The following is a 23,614-nucleotide window of genomic DNA, read 5'->3' on the forward strand; positions in this document are numbered from 1 at the left end:
GCTTGGATAATCAGGAAGGATGCGGAATCCGCCCATACCGTTTAAATTTAAGGCTCTAGAACACGGCCTTGAGTGAAATAGTCATGAGAAATAGCACTAAGTGCGATAAAAGCCGCTTCTCTATTTCGGTTTGAAACAAGCTCTTTAAGCCGGGTTAAATACTCAATCATTTGCTTTTTAGCACTATCGGAAACCTCTGGCGAGACGGCCTGATCCTCATAATAAAAGTGATGTTTTTTAGAAAAATCATGAATCACAAGATAAACAGCTGCATAATCCGGATCATTTATAATCAGCTCGTTCATATCTTTCTTTAGCTTTACGAAGGCATCTGTGCAAGCCGGAAAATTTTCAAACTTTTCGATAGCGTCAATAAATTTCATATCAACCTCCATTTAAACTCTACTTATTAAGTTGCCATAAAGAACAACTCGATTTATAAAAATACGCCTTAACCAATGAAATTAATCAATTAAAATATTTTTCCTTATATAATCAATAGCTTTTGTTCCTTTCAGCGAACGCCCCCAAATATCGCTAGTAATATCAGTATGAAGTTTGACAGCCTCTGGTGCCGACGTGATCATCGCAACCCCTAATCTAACATTAGGAAGATCCCCTAGTGTAAATGGACTTGTTGCAATAGTGTCTCTTTTTGGTTGTTTGAATATTTGAAAAGAGGAGTTTGGCATTGTGTCTTTCAGCAATCCCACTTGAACACCGATTGGCTGATCTTCGATTAAACCGATAATATGCTCCACCTCATTTTTAGCAATAACGATTCTTTTTTTAACCAACTGATTATCAAGATTATATGTTCCAACAAACCCATTCCCAACGAAGCGCTGAAGTTCAGAAGCAGACATTAGGCTTAAAAACCCAGGCTTCTTGAGCATATAGTTTCTCTTTCTCTCCCTTAGGACATTCATGATATTATCTACGACTTTTAAAGTCTCTGAGCATTTTTTTAGATCATCAGGTAGACTTTCTTTCAGAACATCGTTTAAAACTTCATCATACTGTGGCGTTGTCAATAAATAGGCAATGGGACCAAACATTGCTGAAATATGGCGTGTTTCGACTTCTATTTGCCGCATGCGTTCCATAAAGCTGACACAAGACGATAGATATTCCACACCGACGCCTAAAAGGGTCGTCATTGAAACGGATAAAACCTCGGATATTTTTTCCAAGGTCTCAAGCTTAGGAAGTGCGCCCTTTTCATAACGATATAGCGCCGCCCTTGAAACACCGATTTTATCTGCTATAATTTCAGGCGGTATATTACTACCCAGCCGAAAAGCACGCAGCCTATCTCCAATATCATTAAATTTTTCAGACATACCCAAAAGCCTTCTTATTATAAGATATAGGGGGCATGGCCTTGAACCCGATGTATCGAGCAACATACATTAAAATCTCAATGTACTTTCGCATAACGAAGGCGTGATAAGGCTTACCAAATAAATATTTAGAATCACACATTTCGGGCTCCCAACGGCCGCCTTTTATATCAGAATGAGACACTTATCATAATATATGATTTTTGCGCACTTTGTCTCAAGGAAAGATAACACGTGTGGCAATATAGTGTGCACTGGAAGCCTTGTACCATGATAAAGAGTCGGCTTTTGGCATACACGATCAATAAGATATATCCAGGCAGCTGATCAACCAATGGTTTTTTCATCACCATCGCCGGATTTACGACCAGGAAATCGACAATATCGATGCTGTGCCGATGCGATAAGCGTAGCCTGATGCTACCTGCTTGCACGTGAAGCTCATAAAGAAGCTAAACATCAAAACAGTTACCATAAAAAATAATATCAATATCTCGTAATAACCTATATTAAGCTGATGTCGTAATATCGTACCTAGCCAACCAAGCAATGCTGATCAAGGGCCATAAAACTCGATAGTATTTTCTGCCAGAGAAGAGATCTCATCTTCTAATAAAGCTGGCCGAGACGGCTACGACGGTAAACGCTATCATATTTCGCTCAAAGGATATGGCACCTCAATACAGGTCATATTCAAGGTTACACTGTAATACTAACTTCTACGCTTCGCTTACGAAATGGGGGCTACTTTACAAGCCCCCATTTTTAACGACCGCTAAAGGTATTAGCTACCGTTATCTTGAATAAGACGATTGATAATATTGCGACCGTTGCCACAGGTAAACCACGCCGGACATGATGATACCCAACACCGTTGCCCAAACGTTTGGCCAATAGCACAACACCATTGCGATTAACAATAGGATTCGCTGACTGATATTCGTTTTGGTGCGAAAGTAACCCGCACTTACGGCACCTTGTAGAAACACTCCTATCAAGGCGGACAGCCATACAACCGCAATATCGAATGGCTCTCCATTCATCAACATGGGTGAAAAGGCAAACAGCAAGGGCATAATGTAGAGCATTTTTGATAATTTCATTGCCCTTACGCCGGTCGTAAATGGATCTGCTTTTGCAATTGCAGCTCCAGCATATGCGGCAATACATACTGGAGGCGTAATATTTGAGTCCTGACTTAGCCAGTAAACAATCATGTGAGCGGCAATCAATGCAACGCCCAGCTCGTTCAAGGCTGGTACCGCCAACACTGCTATTACGATGTAAGAGGCCGTTACCGGCAATCCCATACCGATCACTAGGCTCGCGAGAGCGATCAGAATGATCGCTAGAAGCAGATTACCGCTTGAAACCGAGAGGAATATCGAGGTGAACTCTTGGGCCATTCCGGTCAAGCTAATCATTCCCAAAATAATGGAAATGACGCCCACGATAGAACCGATAACCAGCGTACTAAGCCCGCCTTGATAAAGTGCAGCATAGATATCGCCGATTCCCATCCTCGTTTCTTTTGTCCCCCATGAGCAAGGGATTGTTGCCAGCACACCCCAAAAAGCGGCAAATGCTGGTGTAAACCCATAGACAAGCAATGCAATTACCAAGAGCAGAGGCAAACTCAGAATGCCCCGTTTGCGTAGAACTGACCTGACCTTTGGCACCTCGTCATCTGACAGGCCACGAAGACCTAATCGCTTGGCCTCAAAATGAACGGCCCACCAGATACTGGCAAAATAAAGGATCGCGGGCACGATGGAGACTGCAATGAGCGTCTGATAAGGAATGCCAGTTAGCTCTACCATGATAAAGACGCCCGCGCCCATAACGGGCGGCAAAAACATACCCCCGATAGATGCCGATGCTTCAATAGCCCCCGCCGTTTCTTTGGGATATCCCGTTTTTTTCATCAAGGGAATTGTCAAAGAACCAGTAGTGACGGTATTGGCAATCGCACTACCAGAAATGGAACCCAATAGCATTGAAGCAACAATCGAGACTTTGGCAGGGCCCCCAGTGCGCTTACCCGCTAACGCCGTCGCTATATCAATGAAAAAAGCGCCGGTACCGGATGCCGAGAGAAAGGCACCAAAAAAAATAAAAACGATTACGTAGTTAACGAACACTCGAGCGATCATTCCGAAAAGCCCATCTTCCGAAATGAAATTGAATAACGCGATGCGCTCTAGCGAAAAGCCGCGATGCGAGATCACATCAGGCATACTGCGCCCAAATATCGTGAAAAGGATAAACGCTATCGCGATACCGGGCAGCATCCAACCATGCACTCGCCGCGCCATCTCGATGGAGAGAACTAAAAGAATAAGTCCGCATAACAAATCGGCCTGTGTCTCTGCTCCCAGCCGGCGTGTTATATCTGGGTAATAGAGCATGAAATATCCACACACGACCAGAGCCAGTCCCGCCAGCCCTATATCAAGAAGGCTTGGCGCGCTTTTAGATGTACCTCTTCGTGTGGGATACGTTATGAAGACCAGTGCGAAGGTGAGAGCCACAAAAACGCCTAGATGGTATTGCATGTCGGCTGCACCAAAAGCGGCGCTATAAAGGTAGAAAGCACTCATAAACGCAGCAAGCAGCTTGATAATAATGCGCCATGGCGACTGCAGCCCGTCAATATTTACTGTGCCATCATCACGTTCGCTGCGTATCTTTTCGTTTTTCCGCAACATGTATTCGACCTACTCTGAGTTAGTAGCCTACGCACTCTTTACCAAGGCATCCTGAGCGAGAAAAGGTAGTAACAAAAGCGTCGCTTTTAGCTACCACCTTTCTTTCAGTGACTTAATGATAAGAACGTACTTAAAATGTTATTGAGGAAGTTCAATGCCTTGATCACGCCAAAACTGCTCTGCGCCTGGATGCAACGGAATGAAGTTGCCGCCACTCACTCCGTTTTCGAGACTCATTTCCCGTGTGGTATTGCTCACCGCACGCATGTGTTCGAGTCCTTCTTCGCTATACAGACTCTCCAATATACGATAAGCAAGATCGTCGCTTACGTCTTCACTGGCCACGAGAATACCAATGTCGCGGATCGATTTGACGTCATAGTCAATACCGGAATAACTACCAGCCGGAATAATCGCTTCGCTGTAAAATGGGTAGGCATCGAAAAAATCGGCGTCTTTTAGTTCGTCGTACGTGCTAATTAACTTGGCATCAAGGCTCGAAGTGGTATCGACGATTGCGCCCGCAGGAACCCCCCACTGCCCATGATAGGCATCAAGTTGGCCATTGCGCAGCTGGTCGGAAGATTGCGATCCATTGATATAACTTGTACTGACACGATCCTCAAGATCGAAGTACTCCAGGATACGATCCATGGTTTGAGCCGTACCAGACCCGGCGCTACCAACAGAAATGCGGTGACCTTCCAGGTCGGCGATAGATTCGATTCCTGAATCAGCAGTGGTTACAAGTTGCGATACGGCGCTGAAAACAAATCCTAAAAACCGCACATTGTCGACTGTCCCCGTTTCAGCGAAATCCTCAAGTCCGTTCGCGGCAAGATAGGAATCGCCTGTGAACGTAATACCCATCTGCAGATCACCCGAACCAATACGCCGAATGTTTTCGGTAGAGCCCGCCGAGCCTTCAACCGTGAACCGCACATCATCAAAGGTGTCATTCATACGGGATGCAACGCCACTTGCAAGAGTGTTAAAAGTGCCCCCAGTTCCTCCTCCCCCGATAGAGATGAACTCTTTTGCCGATGCGGTAAGGCTGGTCACGCCAAGTATGACTCCTGACACAACAGCAACGCTGTAAGTCCAATGGATCTTTTTCATTTTTAATTAACCTCAAATTTTAAAATGTTTCTCAAATACAAAAGCAAAGAAAATTCCAAAAAAAAAGAAAATGTTTATTAATATAGACTTATGTAGAAAAGGAACCATAAAGACCACTCGACAACATCATTATTGATCCAATTTGGTGCAAAAAAAGTTAAATTTATAATAAATGCACTAAAAAAGTGCTCATTAGTTAATCCTCTTTTGAGGACATGGAAAGTATCGAAGTCCCCCCTATGGATAAGGCATCTCTCTGTTAACGTAAAGGGCTCGCTTTTAATTGCATTGATATTAAAGAGCATCAATACGAATTGACAAATTTAACAGACAATCTCATTATCTAAAAAATGAGATAAGTATCTTTTAAGATAAATTCGCAGATATGGTTGGTCACGTAGTCAGTTATGGATGGTATGAGCGTGCTCAACAACAAGGAGACTATATTATGAGTTCCTCTTCCACCCGCTATTTCAGCTACGTCGACTGGACGGGGTTTTCCTCTGAAAACGCATTGGCCGAAGCAATTTTCCATGAGCTGGCTAACGAAACTTCCGACGAAGAAGGAATCACTCGAGAGTGCTACTCTAGCGGTGAAGATGCCGCATTAAAGATTTTTTCTGCCGTGGCTACTGCTCATCAGTTGGAAGTTTTATCCGATAGTGCAAGCAACATTGTCGTCCGAATGCCCGAGGATGATGGACATCGTGCGGGGCACTATATAGGCTCCCATGCCGACTCAGTACCCAAAGGCGGAAACTATGATGGAGCGGCGGGAATCGTCGCGGGGCTGCTTTGTCTCATTCGCCTTCAGCAGGTGCAACCGCCATTGGCCACCCCTGTGCGCTTATTAATGTTGCGAGGAGAAGAAAGTGCTTTTTATGGGCGCGCCAATATAGGCTCACGCGCGCTTTTCGGCATGCTCGACGAGCATGACCTGTCTGCGAAGTCGAGCGGCTCCGGTAGCACTTTGGCCACCGCAATGGAAGGCGTCGGTATCAATCTTGCGCCTATTCAATTAGGAAAATCCTTATTCGACCCGCAAATTGCCAAAAGCTATCTCGAGTTACACATCGAGCAGGGACCAGTGATGATAGAGCAGCAATGGCCAGCGGCCATCGTCTCCGGTATACGCGGCAATGTGCGCCACACTCGTATCGTGTGCCAAGGCGAAGCAGGACATTCAGGCGCTATCCCACGCACTTTGCGAAAAGATGCGGTGTTTGCCTTCGGCGATCTAGTGAACCGCTTGGATGAACACTGGCGCGCCTTTCTCGAAGAGAAAAAGGATCTTGTCGTCACCATTGGAATGGTGGGTACCGATCCGAAAGAGCATGCTATCAGCCGTATTCCGGGGATGTTGACGTTCGCTTTTGAGGCACGCAGTCAGGCAACTGATACGCTGGAAACTTTCTACCAACGTTTCCGTACGGAATGTGAGGAAGTTGCGCACCAACATGGGGTTACTTTTACCTTCGATGATAGAACCGATACCGCACCAGCCCGCATGCATGACAACGTCATCGAACGTCTCTCTCTCGCCGCCGAAGATTGTGGCATCAAACCACATAAGCTGCCTTCTGGTGCTGGACACGACGCCGCCATATTTGCCAATGCCGGTATTCCGTCAGGCATGGTCTTCGTACGTAATGCCCATGGTTCTCACAACCCACGAGAAGCCATGGATGTGGACGACCTTATCAAAGGCACTGATATTCTCTTTAAAGCGATCACTGATTGGTAAGCACTGCCTGGCTCTCCACTGGGCTGCTTCTCGGCTATATTAATACAGGGTCGAAGTCCCCGCTCTAACGCCCGAACAACTCATCGCCCAAACTCAGGGTAAATCATCGGAAGCCGTGCGCGAGCGAGTGATGGCCGCAAGAGAGCGCCAAATGGTACGCGGCGCACTCAATAGCCAGTTAAGCGGTAAAGCCCTGGAAGCCGCCTGCGACTTGAACGACGAGGAACGCGCCTGGCTTGCCAGCATTCTGGAAAAGCTCAAACTCTCCGCCCGCGTCTACCACCGCGTGCTGCGCGTGGCGCTGACGCTGGCGGATCTGGAAGGCAAACCCAAACCTGCCCAGCCGCATTTAATTGAAGCCATTGGCTATCGACAGTTGGACAGGCTGTTAAGAAAAAGTTGAAAGCGTATGAAAAAAGGCCTGCCATCAACCCTCGTGGCGGCCGCTCATCACCCACGCCGTCCATGAACCATCGAACAGCGAAAGGTGCTCGTACCCGGCCAACTCCGCGGCTACCCACACAATGCAGGCGGTGATGCCGGAGCCACAGCTGAAGGTCAGGTGGTCCGAAGGGTAAAGCTCTTTGCTGCGCATGAGCTCTGAAATCTCTTCCCGGCTCTTGAAGTATCCGTTATCCAAGAGCTCGGTAAACGGCAGATTAAAAGAGGACGGGATATGCCCACTGGGAAATTCCGGACGGGGCTCGGGGCCGGCCCCTGAAAAGCGCTCGGCACTTCGGGCATCCACCAGCTTAAAGCGCTGCTGCGGAATATTGTCGTAGACCTCGTCCACACTGACCACGCTTTCGTTGGCCTTTAGCACAGGGCGGGAGGACAGCGGCGCTGGCACGGAATAACCGTGCTGCACCGGCAGCGACAGCGAGAGCCAGTGAGGCAAGCCACCATCCAGCAGCTTTACATGCTTGAAGCCCGCTTGAGTGAGCAACCAATAGGCACGCGGGGAGGAGTAAACACCCCGATTATCATAAATCACTATCTCATCATCAGGGGTCAAGCCGAGGCCTTGGCACGCCGCTTCCAGTGCCTCTTTCGAGGGCAGCGTATGCGGAAATACCGCCTCCCGGTCGGAAAAGACCTTCTCGATATCAAACTCAAGTGAACCGGGTATTTTTCGATCATCTTCCGGCACATGAGCCGCAACGGGGCTATTGGGCAGCGACGCATCCAGCACCGTGGGTGGAACATCACTCGCCAGGCGGTCCAACAGGTCATTGGCACTCATCAGAATATCTGACATGCGTAAAACTCCCTTGAGACAGTTGGGTAGGCTATTGAAGGGTGCCTGGTTGAAAAGGCTTATTTAAAATAACGTAGCTAAAAAAACCTAATCCTTCACACGCGCCAGAATATCCACCAGCCGCTGGCAGAGCGCATCCAGTTTTTTGCTATTAGCTTCTTCAATAAACGTACCCGTTTCATCAAAAGCCGTGTGCGCTTTGGAGAGCGACATGGGTTGGGGCAGTACGATCAAGCCCAGATTGGCGAGCAGCTGTTGGGCCAGCGGCATCGCGCGAATGCCACCTAACCCACCAGGCGAGGCCGAGACCAGCGCGGCCCATTTGCCTGAGTAAAGTGCCAGGCCCGGCGTGTCTTCATAAGGGCGTGATAGCCAGTCCAGCGTGTTCTTCAAAAGTGGGGTGATAAAGCCGTTGTATTCCGGCGAGGCGATAATCAGTGCCTGGTGATCAGCCAGCAACTCGCGCAGTTTAAGCACGTTCTCCGGAACGCCTTGGGTTTCAATGTCCTCATCAAACAGGGGGCACGGGTAGTCTTTCAAATCCACAAACGTGGCGACGCCGCCCAGCGCCTCAATACGCTTGGCCGCCAGCCGCGCCAGCTGTTTGTTAAGTGAATCCTGACGACTGCTTCCAGCAAATACTAATACCTTGGGTACTACGCTCATTCGATGGGCTCCTTAATGACAGGCTATTGAGGGTCGGCAGGCGCGTGCGGCCCGTCAGGCATCTGGTCAATAAATATGTTGATAGCGCTAAACAAGGCCTCGCGGATCGGCGCTGCTTCGTTAACTAAATGGTGGCGTGCTTCCGGATGGTAGTGAATCTCGGCGGCGGTAAATTTTTGTGCTAAAACGGTCAGGTTCCACTGCCAATCAACCGTTAAATCCTGCTCACCCTGCAAAATCAATGTTGGCACGTCGACAGGCTCAAGCGCGAGCAGGCGTGGCATCCAGCGCCGCATGGCACTTACCCACGCCACACTTAAGCGCTCGGGCTGCAGTGGGTCGTGATCACGCAGAAATTCGGTAAACGCTTCGTCGGTTGAGTTGGGCCGAAATTTACGCGGAATATCCTTCAAGAACGGGCTAGCGATAAGGTGCATCCAACTCGCCTGAGTCCACCGCCAAGGGCGTACCAACGGCGCGAGCAGCACCAGGCCATCCCAACCGGCCTCTTCGCGCCGGGTGAGTGCGTCGGTTGCAAGAATCGCCCCCCCGGTACTCTGCCCAACACCCAACCACGGCCTGGGAGCTATGCCTAGCGTGATCAGGGTGTTTTGCATGTAGGTGAGGCAGTGCTGATAGTCGTCAAAATCTTCAATCTCTGCGCGCGGGCCACTCGAAAGCCCATGACCCGGCAGGTCCCATAGCACTACCCGCCAGCCCTTGGCCAACAGGTGCGTTAACAGGTGACGATAAAGGCCTAAATGGTCAAAGTAGCCGTGCACCACAAAGGCTGTTCCTGATGGATTGGGTGGGCTCCACACCTGGCACCACAAGGCAAAGCGGCCAGTATCGATAAAACCTGCATGTACCTCATCGGTGCTTTCAAAGAGTGCTTCCAGACCATAATGCAGAAAATAGCCCTTCACGACGTCCCACAGCGCTTCACCCGGCACTAATCGGGAAAAGACTGATTCGCCTGCCGTTTGCCGAAACAAACTTTCCATCTGTTGGAAATCCTGCATCCAAACCTCTCTATGAGCGCCCTGTTTTCTTATCATTTGGTCGAGCATTGTGCCGCTTTAACGTCTACGCTGTTTACATGCCTGCACAGTTGTGGAAGTATTTTCCATAAATGTATTTTGCGCTTATTTTACTCTGGCCGTGGCCATTCACCACCCACGGGCACCTTCACAGGAGAAACCCCATGAGCGAGCGTATCACGCGCCACCGTTTGCAGGTGGCCACCGAGCTGGACCGCTTTATTAACGAGCAGGCACTACCTGGCACGGGCGTTGATGAAAGCGCCTTCTGGGCCGGTGTCGATGCCCTGTTCCATGATCTGACCCCAAAAAATAAACAATTGCTAGCAGAGCGTGATGCGCTGCAAGAAAAAATTGATGCATGGCATCGTGAGAACCCCGGCCCCGTTAGCGACATGCCAGCCTACCGGGCGTTTTTGAAAGAGATCGGCTACCTGGCCGACCTGCCTTCCAACGTAAAAGCGACCACCGCCAATGTCGACCGCGAAGTTGCCATACAGGCAGGTCCACAGTTGGTGGTGCCGGTAAGTAACGCCCGCTATGCCCTGAATGCGGCGAATGCGCGCTGGGGCAGTCTTTATGACGCGCTCTACGGCACCGACGCTATTTCCGAGGAAGACGGCGCGGAAAAAGGCACACGCTTTAACCCCAAGCGCGGCGCTAAAGTCATTGCCTATGCGCGAGGCGTTCTGGACCGTGCGGCGCCCTTGGCCACCGGTTCCCACCGCGACGCAGTTAAATACGCGATTCGTGACGGTCATTTGGTCGTTACGCTGGAAGGCGGCCGGGAAACAGGCCTAAAAGATTCCGGCAAGCTGATTGGCTTTACCGGTGAAACGTCCGCTCCTGAGACGATTCTGCTAGCCAATAATGGCCTGCACCTGGAAATCCAGATCGATGCCAGTCACGCCATTGGCAAAACTGACCCGGCGGGCGTAAAAGACGTCGTCGTTGAAGCCGCGCTCACCACCATTATGGACTGCGAAGACTCCGTGGCTGCCGTGGATGCCGAAGACAAGGTAGGCGTTTATAGCAACTGGCTCGGCCTGATGAAGGGCGATCTGGAAGAGAACATCGACAAGGGCGGTAAAACCTTCGCCCGTAAGCTGCACGCTGACCGCACCTGGAACACCACCGAAGGCGGCAAGGTGACCCTACCCGGCCGTTCGCTGATGTTTGTGCGTAATGTGGGCCATTTGATGACCACGCCCGCGATTCTGGATGAGGAGGGCAACGAGTTGCCGGAAGGTATTCTCGATGCCGTGGTTACCTCGCTGCTGGCCCTGCACGATCTTAAAAAAGATGCCGACCAGCCGCGTAACTCGCGCACCGGATCGGTGTATATCGTCAAGCCGAAGATGCACGGTCCTGCCGAGGCTGCATTTGCCAACGAACTGTTTGGCCGCGTAGAAGATATCCTTGGCATGAGCCGCGACACCCTAAAGATGGGCATCATGGACGAAGAGCGCCGCACCACGGTCAACCTCAAGGCGTGTATTGCCGAGGCCTCTTCACGCGTGGCGTTCATCAACACCGGCTTCCTGGACCGCACCGGCGATGAGATGCACACCGCCATGGAAGCAGGCCCCATGGTCCGCAAGGGCGACATGAAATCCGCCGCGTGGATTACCGCCTACGAGAAGAGCAACGTACAAGTAGGCCTTGCTTGCGGTCTACGCGGTCGCGCCCAGATCGGTAAAGGCATGTGGGCTATGCCCGATTTAATGCACAACATGCTGGAACAGAAAATCGGCCATCCAAAAGCCGGTGCCAACACCGCTTGGGTACCTTCACCCACGGCCGCTACCCTACATGCGTTGCACTATCATCAGGTAAATGTCACCGACGTTCAGCGCGAGCTTGAAGCGCTGGGCGAGCCCGACTTCCTGGACGACTTACTCAGCGTCCCAGTGGCGGAAAACCCTAACTGGTCAGATGACGAGATTCAGCAAGAGCTGGATAACAACTGCCAAGGCATTCTGGGTTACGTGGTACGCTGGGTAGAGCACGGCGTGGGCTGCTCCAAAGTGCCGGATATTCACGATGTAGGCCTGATGGAAGACCGCGCCACGCTGCGTATTTCCAGCCAGCATATTGCCAACTGGCTGCATCACGGCATTGTCGATGCGCCGCGCGTAGAGGAAACCCTCAAACGCATGGCGAAAGTGGTCGATGAGCAAAACGCAGGCGACCCCACTTACACCGCGATGAGCAGTCACTTTGAGGACTCCACCGCGTTCAAGGCAGCATCGGATTTAATTTTCAAAGGCCGCGTACAGCCGTCGGGCTACACCGAGCCGCTCCTTCACGAGTGGCGCCAGGTGCATAAAGCGAAGTAAATTCGTTTTATGGTACAACTAGCCCTAAGGCATATGCCTTGGGGCTTTTTTATGAAGGACAACAACAATGACCATCATGACTGTCGAACAGATCGAGCACTTTCTGGATGAGGTGTTTCCCCAGCGAATGGGCAGAGTTGAAAGCGTAGGCGAGATGTGTGCCACGATGCGCTTAAAGGTAGGTTATGAACACCTGCGCCCCGGCCCCCGAGTAAGCGGCCCTACGATGATGGGCTTTGCCGATGTGGCGCTGTATGTGGCGATCCTTGCTCAAATCGGCCCTGAACCCATGGCGGTGACCAGCGACTTAAACTGTCACTTCCTGCGCGCAGCTTCAGGCGAACACGACATTATCGCCCACGCTAAACTGATCAAGCTGGGCCGCCGTTTAGCGGTGGGTGAAGTGCAGATATTCTCCGCAGCCGATGAACGCCGCCCAGTTGTGCACGTCACCGCAAGCTATGCCTTGCCCGCTACGTAGCAGCCGACAAACGGGGTAAGCAGCGATCGTAGAGAATAGCTTGCAAAAAAACGCCCCGGGCCCTGGCTATCAAGAAGCCAGGGCCCGGGGCGTTTTGGCGGCTAGAACGCTTAGTAAGCGGCTTCTGGCTCGTAGTACTCTTCTACATTGTCGAGGGTGATCAGGTCAGCGTTAAGGATGAGCCGTGAAGGTACGCCGTGGTACATATCGCCCAGATGCTCGCCTTTCACGCCGTGTACCGCTAGCGCCATGGCAGAGGCAATCATGTTCGGCGGATAGGTAACGGTGCCTTTAACCATCGGGTGCTCGTCACGGATCATTTCAATCACGCGCTGAGAACCGCCACCGCCCACAATCAGTTGGATATCGTCGCGGTTGTTTTCATCAACCGCCTGAAGCGCCGAGATCAATACGTCATCGTCACCCGCCCAAATGGCATCTACTTCCGGGTTACTGCCCAGCAGGTCTTCCGTTACGCTAAGCGCCTGCTGTGGGTTCCAGTTGGTCGTTTGAGAGGCCAGGATATTGATGTTGGGGTAGTTTTCCATCACCCGGTTAAAGGCATCGACACGCTGGCTGTTGATGGGGATGGGCGGGCCTTCCAGCACCAGAATATTGCCCTCGCCGCCCAACTCTTCAGCGATATAACGCGCGGCGTGCTCGCCTAAGCCTGGGTTATCGCCCGCAATAAAGACGTTTTGCGCAGGCGTTTCAAGCTCGCGGTCCACCACAACGGTATAGATGCCTTCATCGTAGGCTTCAGAAATAACCGCCTGAAGCGTTGCCGGGTCGTGGGGAAGAATGACCAGCGCATCCAGGTTGCGGATCATCAAATCTTCCACGTTAGAGACCTGGGCCGTGCCGGAGTTGGCGGAAAGTACCGTAAAACTGACATCCGGATACTCCTCACTTAGGTCGTTGGCGGCTTGCTGTGCCCACCATAAAAGGCCTGCGGTCCAGCCATGGTCAGCGGACGGCACGGTGACGCCAATATGGTAGTCATCGGCCAGCGCCAGGCTGGACGTACTCGCTATGGCCGTTGCCAGCGCGGCAGTCTTGAAAAGGCGTGATAGTGTCATTGTTATTGCTCCCTTTCTAACGTACATCGTGGATGGGCGAGCCAACCCCGCCCAGTGTGATCGTCGGCCCTGTTTGGGCATAGCGACCGAAAAGACCGTTTTTAACGTCCGCTTTTACAAGTCAGGCACGCTTGTACTGCAGCAGTACCGCCAGCAAAATGACGCCGCCCTTGACCAGCCCCTGCAAATAAGGGGAAACGCCGGTCAGGTTAAGCATATTGTTGATAATGCCTAGAATCAGCGCGCCGATGACCGTGCCCCATATCGAGCCGCGCCCACCGGAAAGCGCCGTGCCTCCTATGACAACGGCGGCAATAGCATCCAACTCATAAAAGTAGCCCGCATCACTCGGGCTTACCGAGTTGAGCCGCGAGGTCAGCATGATGGCCGAAAGCCCCACGCAAATGCCCGCAATCACAAAGGTGGAGAGCACAATGCGCTCAACCCGGATGCCCGAATAGCGTGCTACCTGAGGATTAGCGCCCACCGCGCACACATGCCGCCCGTAAGGGGTATGAAACAGCAACACATGAGCGATGATCGCCAAACCAAAGAACACGATCACCGGAACCGGAATGCCCAGCAAAAAGCCGCCGCCCACGCTTGAGAAGTGCGGATTGGGGGTAGAAACCACTGCTGCATCGGTGAAGTAGAGCGCCAGCGAACGAAAAATCGACATACTGGCAAGCGTTACCACAAAGGCCGCTATGCGCCCTCGGGTGACTAACAGGCCGTTGAATAGCCCTAACAACCCGCCCGCAGCGATAGCGGCCAACAGGCCGAGAAGCACCGCCTGAATGGGGTCACTAATGCTATTGACGATATACAGGATAACCACGCCCACCAGCGCCACCATCGACCCCACCGACAGATCGATCCCGCCGGCGATAATCACAAAGGTCATGCCGATAGCGATAATGCCGGTATAGGAGACCTGGCGCATTACGTTGGAAATATTGCGCGTATTAAGAAAATATTCGCTGGCGATGGACGACACCACGAACAGCAAAATCAGCGCCACCAGCGGGGCCAGAATCGTCGCGTTAAGGGGCAGCCTGCGCAGGCCTTGGCGTGCAACGCTCCCCATTGTCTTGGTATTAGGCGGTTGAGCCATCTTGATTCCCCACTTGTTCACGGTTGGCGTGCTGCCGTGCGCCAGCGGCATACAGCATTATTTGTTCTTCATTGATCTCGTCACCGTTAAGCTCAACGGCTATTTGCCCCTCGCGAATCACTAACACCCGATCCGCAATACCAATGACCTCTTCAAGCTCAGAGGAGATCACGACAACAGCTTTATTTTGTTCGGTAAGGTCGCGAATCAACCGGTAAATCTGCTGTTTGGCGCTGATGTCGATGCCGCGGGTGGGCTCATCGAGCATCAGGATATCGGGCTCAATATCAAGCAGCTTCGAGAAGTAAACCTTCTGCTGGTTACCACCGCTCAACAGGCTCACCGGCGCCGCGAGGTTGGATGCCTTGATGGCCAAGCGCTGCTGGTAATGTTCAGCTTGACGCCGTTCAGCGCGATGTTTGATAAACCCGCGCACATAGCGTTTCAGGCTAAGGGCGGTAATGTTCTGCATGACGTTAAACGAGAGAATCAGCCCCTTACCCTGGCGGTCTTCCGACAGATACGCCAAGCCGTGGGCGTGGGCTTCGCTGGGTGACCGAAGATCAACAAGCTCGCCATCGATAAATATCTCGCCCTGCTCTTTACGGTGCAGCCCCATGATGGTTTCAGCAATTTCGGTGCGCCCCGCACCTACTAACCCGGCAAGTCCCAACACTTCGCCACGGCGTACTTCAAGGTTGATGTCCTTGAGCTTGCCTTTAAGGCTTAAACCCTGCACACGCAGCGCGGGCGGCGTATTGTCAGCACGTTGCGCAAGCTTCTCAGGGTAAATTTGTGACAGCTCACGCCCAACCATTTTGCGCGCCATGTCCTCTTCATTAAGCGCCGCGGTCTCGCACAGTTCTACTTGTTGGCCGTCCCGTAAAATCAGCAGCCGGTCACAGAGGTCTTTGACCTCTTTTAGCTTGTGAGAAATAAACAGAATCGTGACGCCCTTGGCGACCAGCGCGCGCACCACGTTAAACAGCACTGCGACTTCGCGGTCGGTCAGCACCGTGGTGGGCTCATCCAGAATCAGCAGTCGCGCGTCGTTAACCAGCACCCTGGCCACTTCTACCATCTGCTTTTGGGCAACGCTTAGCCGCTCGATGGGAAGTTCAGGGTCCAGGTCCACTTCTAGCGAGCTGAGCAGTTGCTGGGTGCGTTTACGCATGCCTGCGTGGTCAAGAAAACCATGACGGCGTACTTCCTGGCCGAGAAAGACATTTTCGTAAACACGCAGCGTGGGGATTAAATTGAATTCTTGGGGGATCATCGCCACGCCGTGAGAACGCGCCGTAATCGGATCCAATGCGCTGAATATCTGGCCATTCAGGTGAATCGCACCCACCGTTGGCGTGTAAATACCGCTGATGATCTTTAACAGAGTGGATTTTCCGGCGCCATTTTCCCCCAGAATACCCAGCACTTCGCCCGGCATAACGGAAAGGGAAATATCATTCAGTACTTGAACGGGGCCGAAGGCTTTACCGATCCCTTCAAGCTTTAAAATAGGCTCACTCATGGGGCGCCCCCAGAAGCGCCTGACGCTTTACTCAGATGCAGCGGCGTCCAGCTACCCTCCGCCTCGTGTGAGGTAATCGCGGCGGCAATAAAGCGCATGCCATCCACACCGTCTTCAATGCCGGGCAACCAGGATGGGTACTCGCCTGATGTGTACCCATCGGCCAGCGCCTGATACAGGTTGGCAAAGGCTTCAATGTAGCCTTCCGGATGCCCGCCCGGCACACGCACGCCTTGAGCGATATTCGCGCTTAGCCAGTCATCGCGCCGCGTTAAGCGCTGGCTTGGCCCATTAAGCGGTTTCAGCCACAGCTCGTTGGGCTGCTCCTGAGCCCATTGCAGGCTGGCTTTCTCACCGATGATGCGAATGGTTAGCGCGTTCTCATAACCAGCGGCCGTCTGGCTTGCCCACAGCATGCCTCGCGCACCGCCATTGAAGCGCAGCAGCGCCTGAACGTTATCGTCCAACGCCCGCCCCGGCACGGCGGTCACCAGCTCAGCGCTGACCTCACTGACGCGCTGGCCGCTTATAAACTGGGCCAACTGAAACGCGTGCACGCCAATATCACCCAAGCAGCCCGCCGCCCCTGCCTGAGCAGGGTCTAGCCGCCAGGCAGCCTGGCGGTTATCAGCTTCCGGGGGTTCGCTTAACCACTCCTGAATATACTCGACCTGTACATGGCGAAGCTGCCCCAGCACGCCTTCGGCAATCAGTTCACGGGCATGCTGAACCAGTGGATAACCCGCATAGTTGTGCATTAATACAAAGTGGCGAGCGCTTTTCTCAGCCGCTTGCGCCAGCTGTTCGGCTTCCTCAACGCTGAACGTCATGGGTTTTTCACACACCACGTGAAAGCCCGCTTCCAGGCTTGCCAGCGCCGCCGGGTAATGCAGGTGGTTAGGCGTCACAATCGCCACGACCTGCGCACCATCTTCACGAGCGGCTTCGCCTGCCAACAGCGCGGCGTAGTCGGTATAGCAACGCTGCTCATCAATACCTAACTCGCTGGCGGTCGCCAGGTTGCGCTCGGCCTGGGATGAAAAAGCCCCGGCTACCAGCTCAAAACGGTCGTCCAGGCGCGCCGCCATACGGTGCACACCGCCGATAAAAGCCCCCTGGCCGCCGCCTATCATGGCGAGGCGAAGTCTGCGCGGCGTGTTATTGATTATTGTCATGAAGTAATCCCTGAGCGTTAATTTAACCGAGGCCCAGCAGCGTGCGGTTGGCCTGGCGATCCGTTCCGGTATCGGCAAAATCATCAAACGCGCGGTCGGTCACCTGAATGATGTGCTCGTTCACGAACGTGACGCCTTCCGCCGCGCCCTGCTCAGGATGTTTGAGCGCGCACTCCCACTCGATGACTGCCCAGCCATCAAAATCGTACTGGGCCAGTTTCGAGAACACCGCTTTGAAATCCACCTGCCCGTCGCCCAAGGAGCGAAAGCGGCCTGCCCGCTCGACCCAAGAAGTGTAGCCGCCGTAAACGCCCTGCTGGGCGGTAGGATGAAACTCGGCATCCTTGACATGAAACATGTGGATATAGGGGTGATAGCGGTCAAGAAAGGCAAGGTGATCAAGCTGCTGGAGCACTAAGTGCGAAGGGTCATACAGCATGCAGCAGCGCGGGTGATGGTCCACTGCGGCTAGAAAACGCTCAAAGGTCGCGCCATCGTGCAGGTCTTCACCGGGATGTATCTCAAAACATAAGTCCACACCCGCCGCATCGAAGGCATCCAGAATAGGGCGCCAGCGTTTGGCAAGCTCGGCAAAACCCTCTTCAACCAGCCCTGCGGGGCGCTGCGGCCACGGGTAAAGAAACGGCCAAAGCAGCGAGCCGGAGAACGTGGCATGGGCCTTCAAACCCAGATTGGCGCTGGCCTGGGCAGCAAGCTTTAGCTGTTCGACAGCCCAGGCTTGGCGCGCGACCGGGTCGCCGTGCAGTTCAGGCGGGGCGAAGCCATCAAACAGGCTGTCATAAACCGGATGCACGGCCACCAATTGGCCCTGCAAATGCGTCGAAAGCTCGCAAATTTCCAAGTCATATTGCGCTAGAAGCGCTTGGACTTCCTGGCAATACACCTGGCTTTCTGCCGCTCGTTCAAGATCAAAAAACCGCTTATCCAGCGTGGGCATTTGCAGCGCTTTAAAGCCCAGCTCCGATGCCCAGCGAGCAATATTTTCCAGGCTATCGAAAGGCGGCTCGTCACCAATGTACTGGGCTAGAAAGAGCGCGGGCCCTTTAAGGGTCTTCATCATCGACCTCATTTGTTTTGTTGTTTTGGCGTCAGCAATCAGTGCTGAAAGACACAATGTAATGGATTACATTTCAGCAGAGCAACGCACATCGGTCAAGCGCGTCAAAAAGGGGGATATAAAATGGATAACGCACTGCTGTAAAAGGGCTTTAAATCTTAAACCTCTCGGTAAGCGCTTATATTTTAGACTAAAGAATAAATAAAAAGAGGGAATAAATAGCCGCATAATTAACGCGCTAATAGTAAGGATGCGTTTATATATTGTGGTTAACACTGCTAGAATTTGGATGTAAACATTTACATTCTAGTTAGTAGTGCGCCAACACTGTCTTTAACCGCCCACTTTCAGGCGCGTTTTTTCAGGACCATCGTTCAATGCTTAACACCCAGGTAACGAGCAAACAGCCGCATAGCGTGCCGACGATTAAAGACGTGGCGAAAGCGGCGGGCTGTTCGACAGCGACCGTATCACGCGCCCTGGCAACGCCTGAAAAAGTCAGCGATGCCACTCGCAAGCGGGTGAATCAGGCAATTGCTCAGGTGGGCTATTCGCCCAACATTGCCGCACGCAACTTGCGCCGCGCGGAGTCCAAAACCATCGTGGCGCTCTTGCCGGATATTTCGAATCCGTTCTTCTCCGAGATTATTAGCGGCATGGAGGATGTTGCCCATCAGGCGGGTTATCAGATACTGATTGGCGACTGCGAACACGACCCTGCGCGTGCTGAGGCCTACTTTCGGCTGCTTTCCACCAACCAGGCCGATGGTATTGTGCTGTTGACCTCCGAGATTCCCAAAGCGCTGGTCAAGCAAGCGGATAATCAAGCGGACTTTCCGTTGGTCATGGCGTGTGAATTTTTTAGCGATATCGACCTGCCGTTAATTGCTATCGACAACCATCAAGCCAGCTGTCAGGCGATTGATTACCTGGTGTCGCTCGGCCACCGACGTATTGCCACGCTTTCCGGCCCGGCGAACAACCCTATTTGCGAGGAGAGAAACCGCGGCTACCGCGATACGCTCGCGGCCCATCAATTGAGCAATGAAGCGCGTATTGCAGAGGGTAACTTTGGCTTTCGCTCCGGGTATCAGCAGGGGCTAGCCCTGCTGGAGGGGAAAACGCCCCGACCCACCGCAATTTTTTGTCATAGTGACGAGATGGCGGTTGGTGTGCTGAAAGCCGCCCGCCAGTTGGGTATTAGCGTGCCCGACCAGCTGTCGGTTGTCGGCTTCGATAATATCGGCCTGAGTGAATACTGCGACCCGGAACTGACGACCATTAGCCAGCCGCGCAATGAAATCGGCCAGCAGGCCATGCAGTTGCTGCTCCACCTTTTGCGCGGCGAGCAGCCCATTCGGCATCAGACGCTAAGTAGTCACTTGATCGTGCGTAAAAGCACTGGGCGGCTTAAAGGTCAGCCGTAAAAAGTCTACCGGGGCTTCTTGATTAAGGGCTTCTGATCACCGCTACCGCCAGCATCAGCCACCCGGCAATCAGTAAAACGCCACCAATAGGCGTCACGATGCCTGCATTCAAACCGGCCATCGCCATGGCATAAAGCGAGCCGGAGAAGCCCACGATTCCCAAGCCCCACAGCGCAACTGGCCACTGCCAGCCCTTGAAACCGAACACACGCTGACCGACCAGTACCGCCATTATCGCCAGTGTGTGCCAGGCCTGGTAGCGCACGCCGGTTTCGGCCGCGTGCACCAACTCCGCCGATACTCGCGCGGCCAGACCATGAGCAGCATACGCGCCCACCATGACCGTGATAGCTCCAGAGAGCGCTACCAGGCACCAAATGATTCGTTCGCTACGTTGCATTATTGCTCCTTTCAAGGTGTTAGCGCGCCTGTGTAAGCACGCGTACGACTCGGCATACCTTGCGCCGCAGGAAACCGCTACAATAGAGGCACTTTTTGGTATTTCGCTAGGGTTAGCCCTAACTCTTATAGACCCCATGCCTCGATAGACGAGACGCCCTTATGCAAATTCAACTCAATGGCGAGCCTTACGCGCTGGAAGCGGGCCTGACGGCTGCGGATCTAATCGATCAATTGGCGCTTACGGGTCGGCGGGTCGCGGTAGAGATCAACGAAGAGATTGTGCCACGCAGCCAGCTAGCGATCACTCCCTTGGCCGAGGATGACCAGGTTGAAGTGGTGCACGCCATTGGCGGTGGCTAGCCCGCAGCTCTCATGATTCTTCCACTGGCTACGCCCTATTTCTTGCGCTTTATCCAGGATTCGCTATGACACTTCAAAACGATGCGCCGTTTACTATCGCCGGACGTAATTTTAGTTCTCGCCTGCTGGTCGGCACCGGCAAATATAAAGACTTCGACGAGACCGGTGCGGCGATTGCCGAAAGCGGCGCCGAGATTGTGACCTTTGCCGTACGCCGTACCAACCTAGGCCAGGAAGCCGGACCCAACCTGCTCGACGTGATTTCGCCGTCGCGCTATACCCTGCTGCCCAACACGGCAGGCTGCTACACCGCCAAAGACGCCGTGCGCACTTGTCGCCTGGCCCGCGAACTGCTGGATGGCCACAAGTTGGTCAAACTGGAAGTACTGGGCGATGAGACCACGCTTTACCCCAATGTCGTCGAAACGTTAAAGGCTGCCGAAACGCTGTTGGCCGATGGCTTTGACGTCATGGTGTACACCAGCGACGACCCCATTGTGGCACGTGAGCTTGAAGCCATGGGTTGCTGCGCCATCATGCCGCTGGGCTCGCTGATTGGTTCAGGCCACGGCATTCAGAACCCACACAACGTGCGCCTGATTGTGGAACAAAGCAGCGTACCGGTGCTGGTGGATGCCGGTATCGGCACGGCGTCCGACGCGGCCATGGCCATGGAACTGGGTTGTGATGGCGTGCTGTTGAATACCGCCATTGCCCACGCTCGTGAACCGCTGCGCATGGCGCGCGCTATGAAGAGCGCCGTAGAAGCCGGGCGCGATGCTTTCCTGGCCGGGCGCATGCCGCGCCGCCAAACGGCAGACCCTTCATCACCTTTTGCTGGCCGCATTAACGGTTAAGAGATCTTATGACTGATATTAAAAGTACCGACGAGTCCTCAACCGGGCCAGAAAGCGCTGAAGCGCCGCTGCATCGTCGCGGTATTAAAAGCTATGTAATCCGTGCTGGGCGCATGACTCAAGCCCAGAACCGGGGCCTTGAAGACGTATGGCCACGCTTTGGCCTAACGATTGACGACGGCCTGCAGGACCTGACCGCACTATTTGGCCGGGAAGCCCCCCGCGTGGTTGAAATCGGTTTTGGCATGGGTAATTCGTTGATCGAGCAGGCCGAAACCCACCCGGACACCGACTTTATCGGTATCGAAGTACATTCGCCGGGCGTCGGCAAGCTGCTGGATGAAGTGGACAAGCGCGGCCTGACCAACCTGCGCATCTACAAGGAAGACGCGCTGGCCGTACTGGAGAAGTGCCTGCCGGAAGGCTCAATCGACACCGTGCAGCTGTTTTTCCCCGACCCTTGGCCGAAGAAAAAGCACCACAAGCGGCGCATTGTGCAGCCCGCGTTTGTCGAACTGATTCGTACACGCTTAAAACCCGGCGGCACCTTCCACATGGCGACCGACTGGGAAGCGTATGCCGAATGGATGGCCGAGGTAATGGAAGCCGCTCCCGGCTACGCCAACACAGCCGATGCCGACACGGCGCCCTATGTACCCCGCCCCGCCTTCCGCCCACTGACCAAGTTTGAAGCCCGTGGCGAGAAGTTGGGCCACGGCGTGTGGGATCTGATTTATCGGCGCGAGGCGTAAGTTACTGCTTTCGGCCACCTTCGCCTGCCAGGCGTAACATTGGGCAAGTGATGCTTCCCATAAAACGTCGGCAGGTGCCCCGCCAGTGGCTTCTCTTTGCCCTATATTTCCCTTTACTGCTTTATGTTTCCCTTTTTACATTAAGGGACGTTAATATTTCCATTTTATGCAAGCTATCGATTTCGGCGTATATTTCTTCGCAGAAGGATTCGGCTACGTTGCTTAACGGCTTGTGTTTAGATTTAAGCAAGGCAATTTCCCATTCGATGGTGGGTTCCATCGCCTTTGACACGACGGCTGTTCCCGGCAGCAGTAGTTCTGCAACAGGATCAATGACGGCGACGCCAAGTCCTCGGTCAACCAATGCACACACCCCTCGCATATGGCGCATTTCAGCCGCCATATGTCTTTTGATATTCACTGTTTGCATCATGTAATCCACACGGGCACGCAGAGGGCTATCTGCCATCAGCTCAACAAATGCCTGATTCTGCAAACTAGACAGCGATATAACGTCCTGCTCCGCGAGTGGATGGGTGCGGTGCATGATGCAGCGCGCAGAACAGCGCGCCAGACTTGTGACCTTTGCGCCGTAGGTATCCGCTTCAAGCGTAATTCCCAATGCTACGTCGCAGGTATTGTTGTCGATCATTTTAAGCAACTCTTGTAAACCTGCATCAATCAATCGCACGCCTACATTAGGGTGTTTTTGTTTAAAGCGCTTAATAACGTCGAGTAAAAAGGTATCGCAAAAAATGGGTTGAGCAGCGACGACAATACTGCCCAGCTGATTGTTGGAAATTGCATCCGCATCTTTCTGAGTATCTCGAATACTCGCCATAAGCCTTAAGACAGAGGCGTGGTATAAAAATGCTTCGGATGTGGGTGAAAGCTGATTACGCGTTCGTTTAAATAATGCAAAACCCAAGAGGGTGTTCAAAACTTTGTGTCAGTTTGGTCATTATAGGTCGATATGACCGTCCAGGCGTTTTGGGAAATGTATCGCCATTTGCGACAGCGTCAGGTTCCAATTTTGCACAGGGTGAGTCCAGCGTTCAGAGGCCTTGAGAATACCCGCATACAGCAGTTTCAACAGGCTATTTTCGTTGGCAAACCCACCCTTGGTCTTGGTGAGTTTTCGGAACTG

At 52.9% G+C, this 23,614-nt stretch carries 21 protein-coding genes and 2 pseudogenes; 8 read left to right on the forward strand and 15 right to left on the reverse strand.

The features are described 5' to 3' along the window. Positions 1–47: 47 nt before the first annotated feature. From INT20_RS15715 to INT20_RS15730, 4 genes are all read right to left on the reverse strand, one after another. Positions 48–383, reverse strand: coding sequence for a hypothetical protein (locus INT20_RS15715; RefSeq protein WP_192526909.1), 336 nt, complete (start codon positions 381–383; stop codon positions 48–50). Positions 384–464: 81 nt separating this feature from the next. Then, the gene (locus INT20_RS15720) at positions 465–1,343 is read right to left on the reverse strand and encodes a helix-turn-helix domain-containing protein (RefSeq protein ID WP_192526908.1); all 879 of its coding nucleotides are present in this window, start codon (positions 1,341–1,343) and stop codon (positions 465–467) included. A gap of 794 nt (positions 1,344–2,137) precedes the next feature. After that, positions 2,138–4,051, reverse strand: a complete 1,914-nt coding sequence (locus INT20_RS15725; RefSeq protein WP_193057260.1) for a TRAP transporter permease — start codon at positions 4,049–4,051, stop codon at positions 2,138–2,140. Positions 4,052–4,189: 138 nt separating this feature from the next. Beyond that, positions 4,190–5,170, reverse strand: coding sequence for a TAXI family TRAP transporter solute-binding subunit (locus tag INT20_RS15730; protein WP_192526906.1), 981 nt, complete (start codon positions 5,168–5,170; stop codon positions 4,190–4,192). 448 nt (positions 5,171–5,618) lie between these two features. On the opposite strand from INT20_RS15730, the gene INT20_RS15735 reads away from it, so the two are divergent. Both INT20_RS15735 and INT20_RS15740 read left to right on the forward strand, forming a co-directional pair. Beyond that, complete coding sequence (locus INT20_RS15735; RefSeq protein WP_192526905.1) at positions 5,619–6,914, forward strand: hydantoinase/carbamoylase family amidase; 1,296 nt, start codon at positions 5,619–5,621, stop codon at positions 6,912–6,914. A gap of 46 nt (positions 6,915–6,960) precedes the next feature. Next, positions 6,961–7,317: pseudogene (locus INT20_RS15740) on the forward strand (magnesium chelatase subunit ChlI family protein); the annotation flags it as partial. A 24-nt stretch (positions 7,318–7,341) separates the two neighbouring features. Here INT20_RS15740 and INT20_RS15745 read toward each other — a convergent pair. The 3 genes from INT20_RS15745 to INT20_RS15755 form a co-directional block, all read right to left on the reverse strand. Next, complete coding sequence (locus tag INT20_RS15745; RefSeq protein ID WP_192526904.1) at positions 7,342–8,172, reverse strand: sulfurtransferase; 831 nt, start codon at positions 8,170–8,172, stop codon at positions 7,342–7,344. 87 nt (positions 8,173–8,259) lie between these two features. Then, entirely contained in the window at positions 8,260–8,838 is a 579-nt protein-coding gene (locus tag INT20_RS15750; RefSeq protein ID WP_192526903.1) for an NADPH-dependent FMN reductase, read from the reverse strand. 23 nt (positions 8,839–8,861) lie between these two features. Further along, the gene (locus tag INT20_RS15755; RefSeq protein WP_193057261.1) at positions 8,862–9,860 is read right to left on the reverse strand and encodes an alpha/beta hydrolase; all 999 of its coding nucleotides are present in this window, start codon (positions 9,858–9,860) and stop codon (positions 8,862–8,864) included. A 182-nt stretch (positions 9,861–10,042) separates the two neighbouring features. On the opposite strand from INT20_RS15755, the gene INT20_RS15760 reads away from it, so the two are divergent. Both INT20_RS15760 and INT20_RS15765 read left to right on the forward strand, forming a co-directional pair. Further along, positions 10,043–12,217: a malate synthase G gene (locus INT20_RS15760; protein ID WP_193054026.1), complete on the forward strand. Its 2,175-nt coding sequence runs from the start codon at positions 10,043–10,045 to the stop codon at positions 12,215–12,217. A 67-nt stretch (positions 12,218–12,284) separates the two neighbouring features. Further along, positions 12,285–12,698, forward strand: coding sequence for a PaaI family thioesterase (locus INT20_RS15765; RefSeq protein ID WP_193057262.1), 414 nt, complete (start codon positions 12,285–12,287; stop codon positions 12,696–12,698). A gap of 110 nt (positions 12,699–12,808) precedes the next feature. Here INT20_RS15765 and INT20_RS15770 read toward each other — a convergent pair whose 3' ends face one another. The 5 genes from INT20_RS15770 to INT20_RS15790 form a co-directional block, all read right to left on the reverse strand. Next, the gene (locus INT20_RS15770) at positions 12,809–13,777 is read right to left on the reverse strand and encodes a substrate-binding domain-containing protein (protein ID WP_192526900.1); all 969 of its coding nucleotides are present in this window, start codon (positions 13,775–13,777) and stop codon (positions 12,809–12,811) included. A gap of 121 nt (positions 13,778–13,898) precedes the next feature. Beyond that, complete coding sequence (locus INT20_RS15775; RefSeq protein WP_192526899.1) at positions 13,899–14,891, reverse strand: ABC transporter permease; 993 nt, start codon at positions 14,889–14,891, stop codon at positions 13,899–13,901. Continuing rightward, complete coding sequence (locus INT20_RS15780) at positions 14,875–16,416, reverse strand: sugar ABC transporter ATP-binding protein (RefSeq protein ID WP_192526898.1); 1,542 nt, start codon at positions 16,414–16,416, stop codon at positions 14,875–14,877. The genes INT20_RS15775 and INT20_RS15780 overlap by 17 nt, the downstream gene beginning before the upstream one ends. Then, complete coding sequence (locus INT20_RS15785) at positions 16,413–17,591, reverse strand: Gfo/Idh/MocA family protein (protein ID WP_192526897.1); 1,179 nt, start codon at positions 17,589–17,591, stop codon at positions 16,413–16,415. The genes INT20_RS15780 and INT20_RS15785 overlap by 4 nt, the downstream gene beginning before the upstream one ends. A 22-nt stretch (positions 17,592–17,613) precedes the next feature. Then, positions 17,614–18,669, reverse strand: a complete 1,056-nt coding sequence (locus tag INT20_RS15790) for a sugar phosphate isomerase/epimerase family protein (RefSeq protein WP_193057265.1) — start codon at positions 18,667–18,669, stop codon at positions 17,614–17,616. A 377-nt stretch (positions 18,670–19,046) separates the two neighbouring features. On the opposite strand from INT20_RS15790, the gene INT20_RS15795 reads away from it, so the two are divergent. Then, positions 19,047–20,096 carry a LacI family DNA-binding transcriptional regulator gene (locus INT20_RS15795; RefSeq protein WP_193057263.1) on the forward strand — a complete coding sequence of 350 codons (1,050 nt, stop codon included), beginning with the start codon at positions 19,047–19,049 and terminating at the stop codon, positions 20,094–20,096. Between the two features lie 22 nt (positions 20,097–20,118). Here the strand turns inward: INT20_RS15795 and INT20_RS15800 are convergent, their stop codons facing one another. After that, positions 20,119–20,496 carry a DUF423 domain-containing protein gene (locus tag INT20_RS15800; RefSeq protein WP_193054031.1) on the reverse strand — a complete coding sequence of 126 codons (378 nt, stop codon included), beginning with the start codon at positions 20,494–20,496 and terminating at the stop codon, positions 20,119–20,121. A 161-nt stretch (positions 20,497–20,657) separates the two neighbouring features. On the opposite strand from INT20_RS15800, the gene thiS reads away from it, so the two are divergent. The 3 genes from thiS (at position 20,658) to trmB (ending at position 22,467) form a co-directional block, all read left to right on the forward strand. Continuing rightward, positions 20,658–20,858: a sulfur carrier protein ThiS gene (gene thiS, locus INT20_RS15805; RefSeq protein ID WP_193054032.1), complete on the forward strand. Its 201-nt coding sequence runs from the start codon at positions 20,658–20,660 to the stop codon at positions 20,856–20,858. A 65-nt stretch (positions 20,859–20,923) separates the two neighbouring features. Continuing rightward, positions 20,924–21,715 carry a thiazole synthase gene (locus INT20_RS15810; protein WP_087110513.1) on the forward strand — a complete coding sequence of 264 codons (792 nt, stop codon included), beginning with the start codon at positions 20,924–20,926 and terminating at the stop codon, positions 21,713–21,715. A gap of 8 nt (positions 21,716–21,723) precedes the next feature. After that, positions 21,724–22,467, forward strand: a complete 744-nt coding sequence (trmB, locus tag INT20_RS15815; RefSeq protein WP_172116864.1) for a tRNA (guanosine(46)-N7)-methyltransferase TrmB — start codon at positions 21,724–21,726, stop codon at positions 22,465–22,467. Positions 22,468–22,588: 121 nt separating this feature from the next. Here the strand turns inward: trmB and INT20_RS15820 are convergent, their stop codons facing one another. Together INT20_RS15820 and INT20_RS15825 are read right to left on the reverse strand one after the other, a co-directional pair. Further along, positions 22,589–23,407 (reverse strand): LysR substrate-binding domain-containing protein, encoded by an 819-nt coding sequence (locus INT20_RS15820; RefSeq protein ID WP_226912212.1) that lies wholly within the window; start codon positions 23,405–23,407, stop codon positions 22,589–22,591. Positions 23,408–23,428: 21 nt separating this feature from the next. Next, positions 23,429–23,614, reverse strand: a pseudogene (locus INT20_RS15825) (IS256 family transposase); the annotation flags it as partial.

Source organism: Halomonas citrativorans (assembly GCF_014898005.1).
Classification (GTDB): domain Bacteria; phylum Pseudomonadota; class Gammaproteobacteria; order Pseudomonadales; family Halomonadaceae; genus Vreelandella; species Vreelandella citrativorans.

Excerpts from the sequence above, each read along its gene's own strand:
- INT20_RS15715 (WP_192526909.1), bottom strand. The coding sequence starts at position 383 with ATGAAATTTATTGACGCTATCGAAAAGTTTGAAAATTTTCCGGCTTGC.
- INT20_RS15720 (WP_192526908.1), bottom strand. The coding sequence starts at position 1,343 with ATGTCTGAAAAATTTAATGATATTGGAGATAGGCTGCGTGCTTTTCGG.
- INT20_RS15725 (WP_193057260.1), bottom strand. The coding sequence starts at position 4,051 with ATGTTGCGGAAAAACGAAAAGATACGCAGCGAACGTGATGATGGCACA.
- INT20_RS15730 (WP_192526906.1), bottom strand. The coding sequence starts at position 5,170 with ATGAAAAAGATCCATTGGACTTACAGCGTTGCTGTTGTGTCAGGAGTC.
- INT20_RS15735 (WP_192526905.1), top strand. The coding sequence starts at position 5,619 with ATGAGTTCCTCTTCCACCCGCTATTTCAGCTACGTCGACTGGACGGGG.
- INT20_RS15745 (WP_192526904.1), bottom strand. The coding sequence starts at position 8,172 with ATGTCAGATATTCTGATGAGTGCCAATGACCTGTTGGACCGCCTGGCG.
- INT20_RS15750 (WP_192526903.1), bottom strand. The coding sequence starts at position 8,838 with ATGAGCGTAGTACCCAAGGTATTAGTATTTGCTGGAAGCAGTCGTCAG.
- INT20_RS15755 (WP_193057261.1), bottom strand. The coding sequence starts at position 9,860 with ATGCAGGATTTCCAACAGATGGAAAGTTTGTTTCGGCAAACGGCAGGC.
- INT20_RS15760 (WP_193054026.1), top strand. The coding sequence starts at position 10,043 with ATGAGCGAGCGTATCACGCGCCACCGTTTGCAGGTGGCCACCGAGCTG.
- INT20_RS15765 (WP_193057262.1), top strand. The coding sequence starts at position 12,285 with ATGACCATCATGACTGTCGAACAGATCGAGCACTTTCTGGATGAGGTG.
- INT20_RS15770 (WP_192526900.1), bottom strand. The coding sequence starts at position 13,777 with ATGACACTATCACGCCTTTTCAAGACTGCCGCGCTGGCAACGGCCATA.
- INT20_RS15775 (WP_192526899.1), bottom strand. The coding sequence starts at position 14,891 with ATGGCTCAACCGCCTAATACCAAGACAATGGGGAGCGTTGCACGCCAA.
- INT20_RS15780 (WP_192526898.1), bottom strand. The coding sequence starts at position 16,416 with ATGAGTGAGCCTATTTTAAAGCTTGAAGGGATCGGTAAAGCCTTCGGC.
- INT20_RS15785 (WP_192526897.1), bottom strand. The coding sequence starts at position 17,591 with ATGACAATAATCAATAACACGCCGCGCAGACTTCGCCTCGCCATGATA.
- INT20_RS15790 (WP_193057265.1), bottom strand. The coding sequence starts at position 18,669 with ATGAAGACCCTTAAAGGGCCCGCGCTCTTTCTAGCCCAGTACATTGGT.
- INT20_RS15795 (WP_193057263.1), top strand. The coding sequence starts at position 19,047 with ATGCTTAACACCCAGGTAACGAGCAAACAGCCGCATAGCGTGCCGACG.
- INT20_RS15800 (WP_193054031.1), bottom strand. The coding sequence starts at position 20,496 with ATGCAACGTAGCGAACGAATCATTTGGTGCCTGGTAGCGCTCTCTGGA.
- thiS (WP_193054032.1), top strand. The coding sequence starts at position 20,658 with ATGCAAATTCAACTCAATGGCGAGCCTTACGCGCTGGAAGCGGGCCTG.
- INT20_RS15810 (WP_087110513.1), top strand. The coding sequence starts at position 20,924 with ATGACACTTCAAAACGATGCGCCGTTTACTATCGCCGGACGTAATTTT.
- trmB (WP_172116864.1), top strand. The coding sequence starts at position 21,724 with ATGACTGATATTAAAAGTACCGACGAGTCCTCAACCGGGCCAGAAAGC.